Below are 15,566 nucleotides of genomic sequence, written 5' to 3' on the forward strand. Positions count from 1 at the left end.
GTTCCAACGATGGGAAATGACCTCATTTAACGACGAAAAACCAGCGCCATTAGCAGAACAGATTACCCAGGCAAAAATACGGCAAGACGATGCCAATGCGATTAAAGAACAAGCGCAGACGGAAGGCTATGCACAAGGTTACCAAGAAGGCTACGCGGCTGGGCTAATAGAAGGAAAAAGCGACGGATTTGCCGAAAGTCAGTTAGAAATGAACGATCAGATCGCCAAATTGCACCAATTGGTGATGAATATGTCAGAGCAAATCGCTTTGGCGAACCAAGATATAGGGCAGGATTTACTGAATCTCGCCATAGAACTTGCCCAGGCAATGACTAAAAACACCTTGGATGTAGATCCAGAAGCAATTATTCTTATCGTCAAAGATGCCATCGAACATATTCCATCGATACAGCAACCCGCACAACTAATTTTGAACCCGGACGATGCGGTGATCATCAAGAGCCATATGGGCGATGATTTAGATAAGGCCGGTTGGCGTATCAAGTCCGACATCCTTATCGAACGTGGTGGCTGCAAGTTAGAAACGGCCCACAATCTGCTTGACGCGACTGTCGGCACTCGCTGGCAAAGGCTAACGGAAGCAATGAAAAGAATTGACGTTACGGCCAAGCAATTATGACCCAGGCATTTTCTACCCAGTCTTGGAAAGACAAGCTAGTCGAGAGCAAAGAACAACTTACGACTAAGCAATCTATGTCCTTATCTGGTCGAGTGACCAAGGTAACGGGATTGGTGATGGAAGCGGTCGGACTCAAGTTACCGGTCGGTAGTGCTTGTGCCATTCATTTATCAAATGGTGTAAAAATCGATGCAGAGGTAGTTGGATTTGATGGGGAACGTTTATTTCTCATGCCTCACAGTGACTTAGATGGTGTCACACCTGGAGCTGCAGTGTTTCCAGTCGAAGCAATACATTTAGAACACGCCAAGAACCCGAAGCGTAGGCCAAGCGACCGCAGCAGGCATTTGCCAGTGGGTTATGCGTTATTGGGTCGAGTACTGGACGCCAATGGCAAGCCACTTGATTCACTTGGTCCCTTGTTGGCAAAAGACTCCGCGCCTCTTGGTGCGCGCATCTACAATCCGCTGGAACGAGCGCCAATCAAGGACACTCTGGATGTCGGCGTCCGAGCCATCAACAGTATGCTAAGTGTGGGTCGTGGTCAACGACTCGGGCTGTTTGCAGGTTCCGGAGTTGGTAAGAGCGTATTACTAGGCATGATGGCCCGCTACACTGCAGCCGATGTGATCGTAGTTGGACTAATTGGCGAACGCGGTCGCGAAGTAAAAGAGTTTATTGAACAAATTTTAGGTAATGAGGGACTAGCGCGCTCGGTGGTCGTAGCGGCACCGGCCGACACAGCCCCCTTAATGCGCCTGCAAGGCGCAGCCTATGCAACCGCGATTGCAGAGTATTTTCGAGATCAGGGCAAAAGCGTACTCTTAATTATGGACTCACTTACTCGATATGCTATGGCACAAAGGGAAATTGCCTTGGCAATCGGTGAGCCTCCGGCGACCAAAGGCTATCCGCCTTCAGTATTTGCGAAACTACCAATTTTAGTCGAACGAGCAGGGAATGGAAAAGAAGGCGGGGGTTCCATTACAGCTTTTTATACCGTGCTTACCGAGGGAGATGATCAACAAGACCCTATTGCAGATGCCGCAAGAGCCATCCTGGACGGGCATATCGTACTTGATAGGAAATTAGCCGAAAGTGGTCATTACCCAGCGATAGATATCGAACAGTCAATCAGTCGCGCGATGCACAGCATCACCACCCCAGAACATCAACAATTATCGAGACGCCTGAAACAACTTTACTCACGCTACGAACGTAGCCGGGATTTAATCAGTGTCGGAGCCTACGCTGCGGGGGCGGACCCCTTACTCGACGAAGCGATACGACTGCATCCTCGTATCGTTTCATTTCTACAGCAGGACATCATGGAGAAATCAACCATACCGGAAAGCTTAGCGGAACTTAAGGCTCTATTCAATGGATAGGAGCTTTGAATAGTCGCTATAATTAAGCTGATCATGGTGAAATAATGAAAAAATCCGCTATCAGCACTTTAATTGAATTAGCAGAAAAAAATTCTGATGAGGCGGCAAAACGCCTCGGAAAAACAATTCATGCTCACGAAGAAACTGAGAAACAATTAAATCTTTTATTGCAATATCGCGAAGACTACCAGCTGCGTCTTCAAGCCGGTGCTGCAAAGGGTTTGAGTGCAGCCCAATATGGAAATTTTATCTCGTTTATTAATAAACTGGACGGTGCAGTTGACGGACAAAAACAGGTTGTTCGTGACGCAGAATATAAAATTGTGACGGCAAGAAATGTTTGGCAAGAAAGTGAAAAAAAACGTCTGTCATACAATACCTTGCACGACCGAACACAGGCAACTCAACAGAAACAAGAAGCGAAACGCGATCAGAAAAACACTGACGAACATGCGGCGCGATCTTTTTTTTACAAACGCTAACGAATTATTTTTTAAAAATTAGTAGCCCACAAAACGCTCGTTGTTATTGTCTATTATTTTGGTGCCTCACATGAAAACTTCAGCAATTTTCGCTAACAACGAAACCCAAAGCATTACAAATAAGGCGCTTAAACTGAACGCCAATTCGTCGACCCAGGGCTCTTTCAACCATTTTTACAGCAAAGAAATCTCGAATAAAAATTCCACTGCTTCGACACAAAAATCAGAACAACAAAGTTCTGCGACACCGAAAAAATTAGAAAAAAAGCCGTCATATGAATCAAATGAAACGACTCCAAATGTAGATCAAGTAACCGACGACAAAGATAGTGAAGTTGCTGCTTTACCTGCAACTGAGACCAATTTGGGTATTATTTCATTGCTGGCGAACACAAGCCAACTTACATCAACATTACCAACTGAAGTCCAGTCAAAAAATGCAGAACTGAGCATCACCGACGTCGATTCCAGAGGTGATCTAAGTCAAAAAATTACAGAACTCGATGCATCCGAACTAGTCGCAGACACTCAACAGGGTTCGGCCAGCGCGTTCTCTCAAATTGGAGAACCGAATACGGGAAATCAAAGCAAGCGTGAAATTATCGGAGCCGAAAAAGCTGGAAAGATCGACGGTGTAGGAGCACAAAAATTAATTACTGACGGTACTTCTGACGGTAACAGTTTGGCTATTGGCGAAGAATTAGAGAAACACCAGATTACGAACAAATCGACTATTGCCGACGGATTAGAGAAACACCAGGCTGCGCTTAAATCGGCTAAGGACCTAGATCAAACGCTGCAACATTCATCGTCAGAAAAAAAACTCAATCAATTAGAGACGCAATTCGATAGAACTTTAGAAGCTCAAGCGCGCTCAAGTGCATCGAGCAAAGAGTTGCAAGTGACTCCAGATAATACGACGCCAAGCATACAGAGTTTGGCTCAATCAACATTGCTAAGCAACACCCCAGAAGCGATTGTCGCAACCAAAACAGCATTGACTCCTCATGTAGGGGCTAATGGCTGGGATAGAGCTCTTGGCCAAAAGGTGGTTTGGATGATAGCTGGTGGACTGCAGTCAGCAGAACTTAGCCTGAACCCACCGGATCTCGGGCCATTGCAAGTAGTGATTCGAGTTAGCAACGATCAAGCCAGTACTAATTTTTTCTCAGCGCAACCTGAGGTTAGAGAGGCACTAGAAGCCGCACTCCCAAGATTACGTCAAATGTTAAGTGATGCAGGCGTACAGTTGTCCGATTTCTCAGTAGGAACTCAGGCCTCACAACAAGGAAATGCCTTTTCAGACGGGCGCTCCAACACCCAACGTAGTGCAAACACTACGAACAGCTCTACTGCAGCTGAAACAATAATTAGCTCGCCCTTGCCGACAAAAATTCTTTCCAAACAAGGCCTAGTCGATACCTTCGCGTGAAACTGATAGTTAAAAATAGCTTAGGCGCCTGAATATTCCGCGCAATCGCCTCATTTGCAACAACAACGATCAAAGAAAACAATCATATAATGATGCGGTCTAGTAAGCTGAGCAAGCTCTACTGAAGCATCGTTTTTCAAATTGGCGAAATTTTCTCTATTTTTAAATTAAAACAGAGAATAACGCAGAGAATATGCCATCTTCTCCTCGCATGGCAAACGAAAAAACAGTAGATAATCATTACATCATAGGCACTAAGTGTCACGCGAAAGGAAGTAAATGTCGAAAGCACCTGCAAAACCAGCCGCGAGCGCGGACGCTCCGCCCGCCGGAAAGTCCAAGAAAAAGCTGATTATTATGATCGCTGTTGGGGTTTTGGTATTGGCCGCAATAGGCGGTGGTGCCGCAGTTTTTCTATCGAAAAAAAGTCACCCCGACAAAGAAAAAGAACACAAAGCAGAGGTTATGAAACCACCCGCTTTCCTTCCTTTGGAAGCCTTTACGGTCAACCTACAGTCAGAAACCAGCGATAAATATCTGCAAATAAGTATGACTATGCAAGTTGAGGATGAGGCGCAGGTGAATTTAATTAAAGCTAATATGCCGCAGGTAAGGAGTCGTGTGTTAATGCTACTGTCAAGTAAAGACGCGACTGAATTATTGACTGCCGAAGGGAAAGAGAAACTGGTTGAAGAAATCATCGAACAAGTAAAACTACCGTTCACCCCCAAAGGAGAGTCACAAAAAGTGACGGGTGTTTTTTTCACTGCGTTTATCATCCAGTAAAGCGCTATGTCTGATAATTTTCTCTCCCAGGAAGAAGTCGATGCCCTATTAAAAGGGGTAACGGGGGATTCGGACGACTCTCAGGCTCAGGAGGATACTTCTGGGGTGCGCCCCTACAATCTGGCCACGCAAGAACGCATTGTGCGCGGTCGCATGCCAACCTTGGAAATCATCAATGAACGATTCGCTCGATTACTACGAATCGGTTTATTTAATTTCTTAAGACGTAGTGCCGAAGTCTCGGTTGGTACAGTGCGCGTCTCCAAATATAGTGAGTTCATACGCAATTTGGTGGTGCCAACCAATCTCAATCTTGCGCATATGAAGCCTTTGCGCGGGACATCATTGTTCGTGATGGATCCTGGCTTGGTCTTTTTATTGGTGGATAATTTGTTTGGAGGCGATGGTCGATTCCACACTAGGGTTGAGGGGCGAGATTTTACCCAAACCGAACAACGGATCATTCAAAGAATCTTAGAAATTATTTTTGAAACTTATTCAAAATCGTGGGAACCGGTGTATCCGGTAGAGTTTGAGTACATACGTTCAGAAATGAATACACAATTTGCAAATATTGCGACGCCCAATGAAGTAGTGGTATCAACCACCTTCACCATAGAATTGGGACCGGTCAGCGGTGAATTACATATTTGCATGCCATATGCAATGATAGAGCCTATCCGAGATATTTTAACCAGCAGCTTGCAAGGTGAGACTCTGGAAGTCGACAAGCGCTGGGTGCGCCTGATGACGCAACAAATACAAATTGCAGAAGTCGAAATCGTGGCGGACATAGGGACGACAAAAATCACCTTGGGCGATATTCTGAACATGAAACAAGGCGATGTTATTTCACTGTCGATACCGGATATCATTACAGCCAAAGTCGACGGCACCCCCGTTATGGAATGTAAATACGGGGTATTTAATGGTCAATATGCTTTGCGAGTTGAGAAATTACTCAGCTCTAGCGTAACCGAAGTTGCACAAGAAGCGACACAAGGAGAGAATCGTGGAAGAAAATGACACACCAATCAGTGAAGACGATTGGGGCGCGGCAATTGCCGAACAAGAGAAAGCCGATGCAGATGCTGCAGCAAAGGCTGTCGCCGCACCGCCAGCGGCAAGCGCATCGGTATTCCAGGAGTTCAGTGGTAAAGGGCCGCAGGTTGAAACACATAATGATATCGACTTCATTCTTGATATCCCGGTTCAACTGACGGTAGAACTCGGACGCACCAAAATAGCCATTAAAAATTTATTACAGTTGGCTCAAGGCTCCGTGGTGGAACTCGATGGCTTGGCTGGTGAGCCTATGGATGTGCTGGTCAATGGTTGTTTGATCGCACAAGGTGAGGTGGTCGTGGTCAACGATAAATTTGGTATTCGCTTGACCGACATCGTCACACCGGCAGAACGTATACGCAAATTAAATAAATGATGCCTATAAAATGTTTATTTCCGTTGCTGATGTTGGCGGCATCCGCAGCAGCTGCAGTACCAGGAAAAGAAGTGAGTAGTGTTACTCCGACTACCGGCTTATTGCAAATATTTCTTGGCTTAATTGCGGTTTTAGCGTTGATGGCCGCTGCCGCCTGGTTCTTTAAAAAAATGGGCCCTGCCTCTAAAGGCAATATAGTTCCAGTGAAGATAGTCGGAGGCGTGAGTTTGGGCAACCGCGAGCGTGTCATGGTCGTTGAGGTTGCCGATCAGTGGATAGTACTAGGCGTGACAGCAAGTCAGATTAACACTTTATCGACAATGCCAAGGCAAGAGAAGTTAGCAGCAGAATTTCACGCTCCCATTCCAGAAAATCAATTTTCTGTGTGGTTGAAACGACATATAGATAAACGCACTGAAGTGTCATAATTGGCAAAAGCATTCGATGAAAAACACCTTATTAGTTCGTTCTACGCTGCTTAGTATGCTGATTTTGCTTGGCAGCTACGCGTTCCCAGCAATGGCAGAAACCGCAACTGGTGGATTATCAGCCATCACCAGTACCCCAGCCGCTGGCGGCGGTCAAAATTACTCACTGAGCATTCAGACCCTGCTGTTTCTGACTGCACTGACCTTTATTCCGGCCGCATTGCTGATGATGACCGGCTTTACTCGCATCATTATCGTGCTGTCTTTATTGCGGCAAGCCTTGGGGACGCAATCGGCACCACCGAATCAGGTCATGGTGGGCCTGGCTTTATTTTTAACCTTCTTTGTCATGGGCCCGGTGTTTGACAAAATCTATGTCGATGCCTACCAGCCTTTTGCCGAAAACAAAATCACGATGACTCAGGCCATGGGAAAAGGCGTAGAGCCTTTAAAAAAATTCATGTTAAAACAAACTCGTCAGACCGACCTTGCCTTATACGTTAAACTCTCCAACACCCCTGAACTTCAGGGGCCAGAAGACGTTTCCTTGCGCATACTCATCCCGGCGTTCATCACTAGTGAACTTAAGACCGCATTTCAGATCAGTTTCGCGATTTTTATCCCTTTTCTAATTATCGATATGGTGGTTGCCAGTGTCTTGATGTCGATGGGTATGATGATGGTATCCCCCTCCATCGTTTCGCTGCCTTTCAAACTTATGTTATTTGTTTTAGTGGATGGTTGGCAGTTGCTGATAGGTTCACTGGCACAAAGTTTTTACTGAAAGGACAGTGATGACACCCGATAGCGTAATGACACTAGGACGAGAAGCCATGGAGGTAACTCTCATGGTTTCAGCCCCGCTTTTATTAGTCGCCTTGGTGATAGGTTTGATTGTCAGTATTTTTCAAGCAGCCACGCAAATTAATGAGGCCACACTTTCCTTCATTCCTAAATTGGTGGGGATCTTCGTCACCTTAATTGTGGCCGGGCCATGGATGCTGTCGGTACTGGGGGATTACATGCGCCACATGTTTACCAGTATCGCGACCATGGCGGGGTAATTCGCCAACATGGTTTCTTTCTCTAGCGATGAGTTGATCTCTATGATCGCCTCATTCATCTGGCCGCTGACACGTATCTTAGGCTTGATCGCAATATCCCCCCCGTTTGGTAACAATAGTGTACCGGTACAAGTGAAACTCATGCTGGGGGTGATGTTGGCAATGATCGTTGCACCTGGCCTGGCACCACTGACAGACGCCGACCCCCTCTCGATTACGGGCATCATGATACTGATGCAGCAGCTCGTGATTGGCATGTCCATGGGCTTCATGATACGCGTGGTTTTTGCCGGCATAGAAATGGCCGGTGAAATTATAGGACTGACCATGGGTTTAGGGTTTGCAACTTTCTTCGATCCACAAACGCAGGGACGATCATCCGCAATTAATCAGCTTCTGGTCCTGCTCTCAACCTTAATTTTTTTGGTTTTGAATGTGCATCTGGCAGTGTTTTCGGCGCTGATAGAAAGTTTCTCCAGCATTCCGATCTCGACCTCTTTGACCATGGGTTTCAGTTTTCAAAAACTGGCAATCTGGGGCGAGCAAATTTTTAGTATTAGTTTGCGCTTATCCCTACCTATCATCGCAGCGCTACTCATTACCAATATCGCCTTAGGCATATTGACAAGGGCCGCGCCTCAACTTAATTTATTTGGCATCGGCTTTCCGATTACGATAGGTGTCGGTTTCTTAATGTTAAGCATGGTGCTGCCATATATGGTGCAACCTATAGAAAATGCATTTCAGAGCGGGGTAGAGGCGATACAATCGCTAGGTATACAACCGAACTTGGTTGCACCGCCTAAACTCACACCATGAAACCAGTCTCGCCCCTCACCTGCTTAACACGTGGCGTATATCGCAAGGCCGCGATCCGCGCGATTGAGGAGGCGGCCTTGGCAAGTGTGCCAGTTGGGGAACTCATGCGTGCCGCTGGCAAAGCGGCAAGCGATCTGGTCCAGGCAAACCTTACACCGCGCGACGGCGCTATCTTAATTCTCGCTGGACCCGGCAACAATGGCGGAGATGCTCTGGAAGCGGCGCAATTACTGGCCGCGCAGGCATATTCCGTACACATCGCTCTATGCGGCGACTCCATGCACTTTTCTATGGAGGCAGGGCTTAGCCTGCAGCAGGCGCAAGCTAGCCCGGCTATATTTATCAAGGTAGAACAGGTACTGAACGATCCATTAGCCGCCTATGCCTTAGTCATCGATGGCATTTTTGGAATAGGTCTAAGTCGGGAGATCACAACAGACAGCGAGCTAGGAAAACTGATACAACACATCAATCGACTCTCCAAGCAATTCGCTATTCCAGTATTGGCGCTCGATGTTCCGAGTGGTCTCGATGCCGATAGCGGCCAGCTAATAGGCCAACATGGCATAGCTATCAAAGCACACACCACCCTCACCTTCATCGCTGACAAACCTGGCTTACATACCGCTGCGGGCCAAGATTACGCGGGCCAGGTGCTGCTGGCCGAGCTTGGCATCGCTAGCAGCTACTTCCCGCCACCACCCGGAGTATTGAGCCATTCCGCGATGTTTGCTGAGGTGTTAAAACCACGCCTGCTCGATAGTCATAAAGGCAGCTACGGCGAGGTGTTGGTCATCGGTGGCGCCAATGGCATGGCCGGTGCACCGATACTGGCGGCAAGCGCAGCACTGTATTGCGGTGCAGGCCGGGTATACGTAGGTTTTATGGAGTCGCCACCTCAGTATGATCCACAGCATCCAGAACTCATGTGTAGACTCGCTGCCGGACTCGACTTCAGCAAGCCATGCGTCGTCATAGGCCCAGGCTTGGGCAACTCTGAGCAGGCCGCGTCATTGCTAGCTACGGCATTGCAGCAAGCGCCACGCATCGTGCTCGATGCTGACGCCTTAAATCTGATCGCTGGCAGCGCCCCACTTCAGGCCTTGCTACAAGCCAGAAGTCACACTCAAGCTCAGAATCAAAAGATCAGCATCATGACGCCACATCCGCTGGAGGCAGCGCATCTGTTGGGAGTTAGCACAGCGCAAGTGCAAGCGGATCGATGGCAAGCCGCCTGCGATTTAGCCAATAAATTTCAAGCGACGATTATCTTAAAAGGCGCGGGTAGCATCATTGCGACACCGCAGATGCCACTTTGCATTAATACCAGCGGCAATCCTGCGCTTGCCAGCGGTGGGACTGGCGATGTGTTGGCCGGCGTCTGCGGCGCACTGCTGGCGCAACAACTGGATGCCAATGACGCGGCAAGGATGGCGACATGGTTACACGGTCGAGCCGCCGATCAACTGGTGGAGAATGGCTACGGTCCGATCGGGCTAACTGCCAGTGAATTAATACCAGCGATTAGAAAATGCCTGAATCAATTGCAGAATACAGACCTCAACGCGCTATCTTTTCCACTTAGTTAGTGCGTAATTAGTGTGTAATTAGTGCGTACTAAGCGCTTACTTGGTGTTTGCTCATTCGCCAGCGTAGCGCCATCCGCCGCACCCTATGCGAAAACTATACTCCCTCCCAGTACCATAAAAAACAAGGGCATTAGCGCAATAACTACCTGCGTGCCTTACATATACTCTCCTAAATTGCCTATTTGCACGAACAAGCTCAATCCTGATGCAAACGTCCGGCGGTGATAGTCAAGGTGCGGTTACAGCGCGCCGCAATACTCATATCATGCGTCACCAAAACCAAGGTAGAGCCGCGTTCACGATTGAGCGCAAACATCAGTTGAATCACCGCCTCACCTGTCACCGCATCCAAACTACCAGTAGGTTCATCGGCAAATAATAAGGGCGGCTCGGTGACGAAGGCGCGTGCCAGGGCCACCCTTTGTTGTTCACCGCCAGAAAGATATTTGGGGTAATGACGCAAGCGACTAGATAAACCGACATGCTCTAACATCGCCTCCGCCGTTTCACGTGCACGTTTGTCGCCCCGCAATTCCAAAGGCAACATAACATTTTCCAGCGCATTCAAATGCAGCAGTAGCTGGAAGGATTGAAAAACAAAGCCCAAGTGGTCTTTCCTAAAACTAGCGCGACCATCCTCGTTCAAAGCAAAGATATCGATACCCTCAAGCAGCACCTTGCCAAGACTCGGCGTATCCAAACCAGCCAAGATCCCCAATAAAGTGGATTTTCCTGAGCCAGAAGCACCAACAATAGCAAGCGTCTCTCCCGCTTGCACGGTAAAATCTATCTCGTGCAAGATCGTCAGTTCACCGGTCGCGTCTGCCACCCGTTTAGACAAATGTTGTACTGCGATTGCTGGCGTTTTACTCTGCGTAGAAAGACTCATACTTTTACTCTGCTCTATCTAATGATTATGTTCGATGGGAATATCAATTTGAAAAATTTGTACCGTTACTGCAGACTGCTGATCGTGTTAGCGATGTGCTGTTTTGCCACCGCCGCTCATTCTGCATCAAAAACTGTGCTTGTGCTCGGCGATAGTCTATCCGCTGAATACGGGATAGCACGCGGCAATGGTTGGGTCGCTCTGCTAGAACAGCGTCTGCAGCATGAAAAATTGAACATTACAGTAGTCAATGCAAGCATCAGTGGAGAGACCAGCAGCGGCGGAAAAACGCGACTAAGCACCCTACTCAAAAAACATCAGCCACAGATACTCATCATAGAACTAGGTGCGAATGACGCTTTGCGTGGTTTGGCGCTCAAAGCATCGGACACAAATTTTCGCGACATGATCAGCATGGCCAAAGTAGCCAACGCCAAAGTTCTTTTGCTCGGTATGCAAATCCCCCCCAATTATGGACGCGAGTACACCGAACGTTTTTCTTCTATGTATGGACAGATTGCAAAAGACACGCAGACCGCCTTAGTACCTTTTTTTCTCGCGGGTGTCGCCGAGAAACAAGATCTATTTCAGGCCGACCGTCTACATCCGCTAGCGAGCGCGCATCCGGTGATACTTGATAATGTGTGGCCGCAACTCCAAATTCTCATCAAGAAACTCAAATGAAATATCCTCAATTAGTCGGCTTCCCTGAACTACTCCCGCAGATTAGCGAATTCGATACCATCATCGACGTGCGCAGCCCTTCAGAGTTTGCCGAAGATCATATTCCCGGTGCGATTAACTGCCCGGTGCTGGACGATCAAGAACGCATACGAGTCGGCACCATGTATAAACAGGTCAATGCTTTTGAGGCCAAAAAAGTCGGTGCGGCCCTGGTCGCCAAGAACATCGCTCTACATCTCGAACAACATTTCCTCGATAAGCCCAGAGAGTGGAAACCACTGATTTATTGCTGGCGTGGTGGTAATCGCAGCGGCTCTATGGCGCATATACTGGCAAAAATCGGTTGGCCCGTAGTGCAACTCGATGGCGGCTATAAAAATTATCGTCAACATGTCAATGCCAGTTTGCCAGTGCTAGCCGAAAAAGTGCAGTGGCGCGTAGTCTGCGGCACTACGGGCAGCGGCAAGAGCCGCTTATTAAGCTCGCTCGCAAAAATCGGCGCACAAGTACTCGATTTAGAGCAACTGGCAGCCCATCGTGGCTCGGTATTAGGCTACCTTCCCAGTCAACCACAACCCTCACAAAAAATGTTCGAAAGTCGCATCTGGGAAGTTTTGTCAAATATCGACTTTGAGCAAGTTGTTTTTGTCGAATCAGAAAGTAAAAAAGTCGGTAATCTTCGTGTACCCGATCGCATCATTGAAGGCATGCGCAGCTCGCCCTGCATTGCTTTGGAACTCGCTTTGGAAGAGCGTGTGGCATTGTTAATGGAAGACTACGCCCATTTTGTCCGCGACCCCGTATCCTTGAATCGTCAACTCGATTGCCTGCTCAGTTTGCATGGCAAAGAGCGTATCGAAAATTGGAAAAATCTGGCACTACAAGCTCAGATGTCAGCCCTGGTCGCGCAACTTTTAGAGTTGCATTACGACCCAGCCTACCGCCGCTCGATAGACAAAAATTTTGTACAGATGCCAGGCGCACTCGGGCTACTCCAAAACGGAATACAGGAGAGAGATTTTACGGCGACCGCCAGAGCGATCTTGAAACAGGTGAATGATGAGAATGTGGTGTGATGCTTACCGCTAGAATCGCTCTTTTTTGCATAGAGACCATGTCTAACAGTGACGATGCAATTTTAACGCTCAGTTAATCAACTGTTTTCATCGTCGATAATACGTTGACCAGCCTCATCGAGCTCGTCAAATTGGCGATGATTCAAGGCCCACCAAAATACCCCGGCAATCGCAAACACCAAAACCAAACTCAAAGGCACCAGCAAATACATAATATCCATGAATTAATTTATTTCAGAGTTAGGGATTAAATCGGGATTCGCGACCAGCAAACGCAAACCATTAAGAACCACTAGCAAGGAACTAATCGACATGCCCAACGCGGCATGCCAGGGTTCCAGCAAACCTAGCACCGCTGCGGGTATCGCCACTACATTATAGACAATCGCCCACCCAAGATTCTGCCGGATTAATTTCAAGGCCATGCGCGCACTACTTAGTACACCCGGCAGCGCTGCTAAGCGATTCGACATCAGCAATAAATCGCTACGTGTCTGCGCGATGGGGGCGCCTTGCCCCATCGCTATTGAGACATCAGCCAGGGCTAGCACCGGGCCATCATTCATACCGTCGCCAACCATCGCCACCACCGCGCCAGATAACTGCAAGCGCTTCACGGCATCATATTTATCGCCGGGACTGAGATCGCCGTGATAATCGGTAATGCCGCACTCGAGCGCGATGTTTTTCACAACATCTATCCTATCGCCGGATAATAGTGTGATATGCATGCCACGCTTGTGCAACTGTTGTACGGCGAAGATGGCATCCTCCCGTAAAACATCTTCCAGCGCGAAAAGAGCAATCCAGCCATTTTCATCGCCCAAAGCCGACAAAGTTTTGCCGGACAGATGAGCCGGTATGGAGCAACTTTCCCCATGTAGCTGCTGAACAAAATCAAGCCGCCCCAATCGCACGGTCTTACCGTTATAACTAGCCTCTATCCCTGCACCTGCGATTTCCTTAAGCTTATCGAGACCAGCCAGTGTAGCATTGCCGGCCACCTTTGCAGTCAAAGCATCCGCAATCGCTTTCGATACCGGGTGCATGGAGCCGGCCGCCATTGCCAGACTCAAAGCCTCAGCCCTTTCAGCAGAAAAATCAGCGCCGACACGATGGCATATGATGCCTTCTACCACTCTTAGACGGCCAAAGGTCAAGGTGCCAGTTTTATCCAGCACAAAATGTGTCACCCCAGCGAGTCGCTCTATCGCTGCGCCTTTAGCTACCAAGACACCCTGCTTGGCCATCTCACCAATTGCTGCCGACATCACTCCAGGTGTTGCCAGCGACAAGGCACAAGGGCAAGTGACGACGATGATACTTACCGCTATCCACAACGCACGTCCCGCCTCAATCTGCCACCAGGCCAGGCCAGCCATTACGGCAATGCTCATGATGACGATCAAAAATGTACTAGCATGCTTATCGGCCAATAATACCAGTGGCGGCTTTTCGGTAGCAGCGCGTTCCATCATCCCCACCAGAGAGGATAATTGCGTCTGGCTACCGACCTGCTCCGCCTGCATCACCAACACGCCGTTAAGATTGATGGACCCGGCGATCACTTCACTGCCAATTTGTTTTGGCACGGGATGTGATTCACCTGTCATTAGAGCTTCATCGCATTCGCTTTCACCCACAACAACCCGACCGTCGGCAGGAATTTGTTCACCCGCTGACACCAATAGAAAATCACCTAACTGTAAGTGCTGCACCTCGACAGACTCGCTCAAGCGACTCTCTGGATGCGCCAGCAAGCGATTTGCCAGCATTGGTGACAAACGCGTTAATACGCGTAATGCAGCCGTAGTTTTAGCTTGCACTTGTGCTTCAATAAAGCGTGCCGCTAGCAACAAACAGACGAACATGATCGCGGAGTCGTAGTACACCGCACCGCCATTAAACGTCGCCCAGATACTGGCGAAAAATGTCAACAAGATCCCTATCGAGACCGGTACATCCATGCCGATATGGCGATTCTTAATATCTCTTATTGCCGATCGAAAAAACGGCAAAGACGAAAAACAAATAACGGGTATCGTTATCACTAAACTGGCAAGCTTCAACAGCCTATCCAAATCAGGTGTCAAGTCTCCGTCGACTTGCGGCACTGGTACCAGATAGGCGGGAAAGGCATACATCATCACTTGCATCATGGCAAATCCAGCGATGAATAATCGCCACAAAGCCATTTTCTTTTCCTGTCGCTCATATTCATCCAGCGACTGATGTGCAGGAAAAGCTGCGTAACCAAGATCGACTATGGCCGTAATGATTTTTGGCAAGGAGGTCTGTTGATTTTGCCAGCGAAGGTTCGCTGTATGTGAAGCGGAATTAATCTCAAAAGAGAGCACGCCAGGTAACTGTTTTACGCGAAAAGCGATTAGTTGCACACAGGCGGCACAGCGCATACCAGCAATACTGAGTTTCTCATGCTGTTCATTTTTTTCAGTGTGAGACTGTTGCGAATTAAGACGGTCAAGCTGCTGAGAATCTGCATTTTCAAAAGTCATAAAGAGGCAACCGTCTCACTTGCTTTTGTGTGAAGATATTGCTCGGTCAAGCCATTACGCTCTATCGTTTTGAGTACAGCGAGACAACCATGACAACACACAGGATAATTTGCTCCATTGAAAGTCGCCATCAAGGCATTTTTTTTTCGCATTTTGTCATTACAATGAAAACAAAGGATTTTTTCTTGCGGCTGCAAGGCTATGGAGATCGCATTTACAAGCGAAGAAAAAGCAAAAGCCATTGAAATTTTATGCCGAGAAGAAAATAGGAATTTACGCATGTTAACAAACATACGCGATGTTTTCTTGATCTGACGCAAAATAAGGATGCC

Annotated in this window: 18 protein-coding genes; 14 read left to right on the forward strand and 4 right to left on the reverse strand. The window is 48.0% G+C overall.

Features of this window, described 5'->3' with window-relative positions; genetic code table 11:
• Positions 1 to 16: 16 nt before the first annotated feature.
• From ACO0K8_RS04625 to ACO0K8_RS04680, 12 genes are all read left to right on the forward strand, one after another.
• Positions 17 to 640 carry a flagellar assembly protein FliH gene (locus tag ACO0K8_RS04625; protein ID WP_422945441.1) on the forward strand — a complete coding sequence of 208 codons (624 nt, stop codon included), beginning with the start codon at positions 17 to 19 and terminating at the stop codon, positions 638 to 640.
• The gene (gene fliI, locus ACO0K8_RS04630) at positions 637 to 2,028 is read left to right on the forward strand and encodes a flagellar protein export ATPase FliI (RefSeq protein ID WP_422945442.1); all 1,392 of its coding nucleotides are present in this window, start codon (positions 637 to 639) and stop codon (positions 2,026 to 2,028) included. Before ACO0K8_RS04625 ends, fliI begins: the two co-directional genes overlap by 4 nt.
• A gap of 44 nt (positions 2,029 to 2,072) precedes the next feature.
• Entirely contained in the window at positions 2,073 to 2,510 is a 438-nt protein-coding gene (gene fliJ, locus ACO0K8_RS04635) for a flagellar export protein FliJ (RefSeq protein WP_422945443.1), read from the forward strand.
• 70 nt (positions 2,511 to 2,580) lie between these two features.
• Positions 2,581 to 3,942: a flagellar hook-length control protein FliK gene (locus tag ACO0K8_RS04640; RefSeq protein ID WP_422945444.1), complete on the forward strand. Its 1,362-nt coding sequence runs from the start codon at positions 2,581 to 2,583 to the stop codon at positions 3,940 to 3,942.
• 279 nt (positions 3,943 to 4,221) lie between these two features.
• Entirely contained in the window at positions 4,222 to 4,728 is a 507-nt protein-coding gene (gene fliL, locus ACO0K8_RS04645) for a flagellar basal body-associated protein FliL (protein ID WP_422945445.1), read from the forward strand.
• A gap of 6 nt (positions 4,729 to 4,734) precedes the next feature.
• On the forward strand, positions 4,735 to 5,754 hold the full coding sequence (gene fliM, locus ACO0K8_RS04650) for a flagellar motor switch protein FliM (protein ID WP_422945446.1): 1,020 nt from the start codon (positions 4,735 to 4,737) through the stop codon (positions 5,752 to 5,754).
• On the forward strand, positions 5,741 to 6,169 hold the full coding sequence (gene fliN, locus ACO0K8_RS04655; protein ID WP_422945447.1) for a flagellar motor switch protein FliN: 429 nt from the start codon (positions 5,741 to 5,743) through the stop codon (positions 6,167 to 6,169). Before fliM ends, fliN begins: the two co-directional genes overlap by 14 nt.
• Positions 6,166 to 6,597: a flagellar biosynthetic protein FliO gene (gene fliO, locus ACO0K8_RS04660; RefSeq protein ID WP_422945448.1), complete on the forward strand. Its 432-nt coding sequence runs from the start codon at positions 6,166 to 6,168 to the stop codon at positions 6,595 to 6,597. Before fliN ends, fliO begins: the two co-directional genes overlap by 4 nt.
• Before the next feature lie 16 nt (positions 6,598 to 6,613).
• Positions 6,614 to 7,381, forward strand: a complete 768-nt coding sequence (gene fliP / locus ACO0K8_RS04665) for a flagellar type III secretion system pore protein FliP (protein ID WP_422945449.1) — start codon at positions 6,614 to 6,616, stop codon at positions 7,379 to 7,381.
• 10 nt (positions 7,382 to 7,391) lie between these two features.
• The gene (gene fliQ / locus ACO0K8_RS04670) at positions 7,392 to 7,661 is read left to right on the forward strand and encodes a flagellar biosynthesis protein FliQ (protein ID WP_422945450.1); all 270 of its coding nucleotides are present in this window, start codon (positions 7,392 to 7,394) and stop codon (positions 7,659 to 7,661) included.
• Positions 7,662 to 7,670: 9 nt separating this feature from the next.
• On the forward strand, positions 7,671 to 8,480 hold the full coding sequence (gene fliR, locus ACO0K8_RS04675) for a flagellar biosynthetic protein FliR (protein WP_422945451.1): 810 nt from the start codon (positions 7,671 to 7,673) through the stop codon (positions 8,478 to 8,480).
• Positions 8,477 to 10,069 carry an NAD(P)H-hydrate dehydratase gene (locus ACO0K8_RS04680; protein WP_422945452.1) on the forward strand — a complete coding sequence of 531 codons (1,593 nt, stop codon included), beginning with the start codon at positions 8,477 to 8,479 and terminating at the stop codon, positions 10,067 to 10,069. The genes fliR and ACO0K8_RS04680 overlap by 4 nt, the downstream gene beginning before the upstream one ends.
• Before the next feature lie 196 nt (positions 10,070 to 10,265).
• On the opposite strand, the gene ACO0K8_RS04685 is transcribed toward ACO0K8_RS04680, so the two are convergent.
• The gene (locus ACO0K8_RS04685; RefSeq protein ID WP_422945453.1) at positions 10,266 to 10,958 is read right to left on the reverse strand and encodes an ABC transporter ATP-binding protein; all 693 of its coding nucleotides are present in this window, start codon (positions 10,956 to 10,958) and stop codon (positions 10,266 to 10,268) included.
• Between the two features lie 21 nt (positions 10,959 to 10,979).
• On the opposite strand from ACO0K8_RS04685, the gene ACO0K8_RS04690 reads away from it, so the two are divergent.
• Together ACO0K8_RS04690 and mnmH are read left to right on the forward strand one after the other, a co-directional pair.
• Positions 10,980 to 11,642, forward strand: a complete 663-nt coding sequence (locus tag ACO0K8_RS04690) for an arylesterase (protein WP_422945454.1) — start codon at positions 10,980 to 10,982, stop codon at positions 11,640 to 11,642.
• Positions 11,639 to 12,718 (forward strand): tRNA 2-selenouridine(34) synthase MnmH, encoded by a 1,080-nt coding sequence (gene mnmH, locus ACO0K8_RS04695; protein WP_422945455.1) that lies wholly within the window; start codon positions 11,639 to 11,641, stop codon positions 12,716 to 12,718. The genes ACO0K8_RS04690 and mnmH overlap by 4 nt, the downstream gene beginning before the upstream one ends.
• Before the next feature lie 77 nt (positions 12,719 to 12,795).
• Here mnmH and ccoS read toward each other — a convergent pair whose 3' ends face one another.
• The 3 genes from ccoS to ACO0K8_RS04710 are packed head-to-tail and all read right to left on the reverse strand — an operon-like array spanning position 12,796 to position 15,527.
• Positions 12,796 to 12,939, reverse strand: coding sequence for a cbb3-type cytochrome oxidase assembly protein CcoS (gene ccoS, locus ACO0K8_RS04700; RefSeq protein WP_422945456.1), 144 nt, complete (start codon positions 12,937 to 12,939; stop codon positions 12,796 to 12,798).
• A 3-nt stretch (positions 12,940 to 12,942) separates the two neighbouring features.
• Positions 12,943 to 15,234 (reverse strand): heavy metal translocating P-type ATPase, encoded by a 2,292-nt coding sequence (locus ACO0K8_RS04705; RefSeq protein WP_422945457.1) that lies wholly within the window; start codon positions 15,232 to 15,234, stop codon positions 12,943 to 12,945.
• Positions 15,231 to 15,527 carry a heavy metal translocating P-type ATPase metal-binding domain-containing protein gene (locus ACO0K8_RS04710; protein WP_422945458.1) on the reverse strand — a complete coding sequence of 99 codons (297 nt, stop codon included), beginning with the start codon at positions 15,525 to 15,527 and terminating at the stop codon, positions 15,231 to 15,233. The genes ACO0K8_RS04705 and ACO0K8_RS04710 overlap by 4 nt, the downstream gene beginning before the upstream one ends.
• Between the last annotated feature and the right edge of the window lie 39 nt (positions 15,528 to 15,566).

It is taken from the genome of Undibacterium sp. Ren11W (assembly GCF_049340485.1).
Classification (GTDB): Bacteria; Pseudomonadota; Gammaproteobacteria; order Burkholderiales; family Burkholderiaceae_D; genus Undibacterium.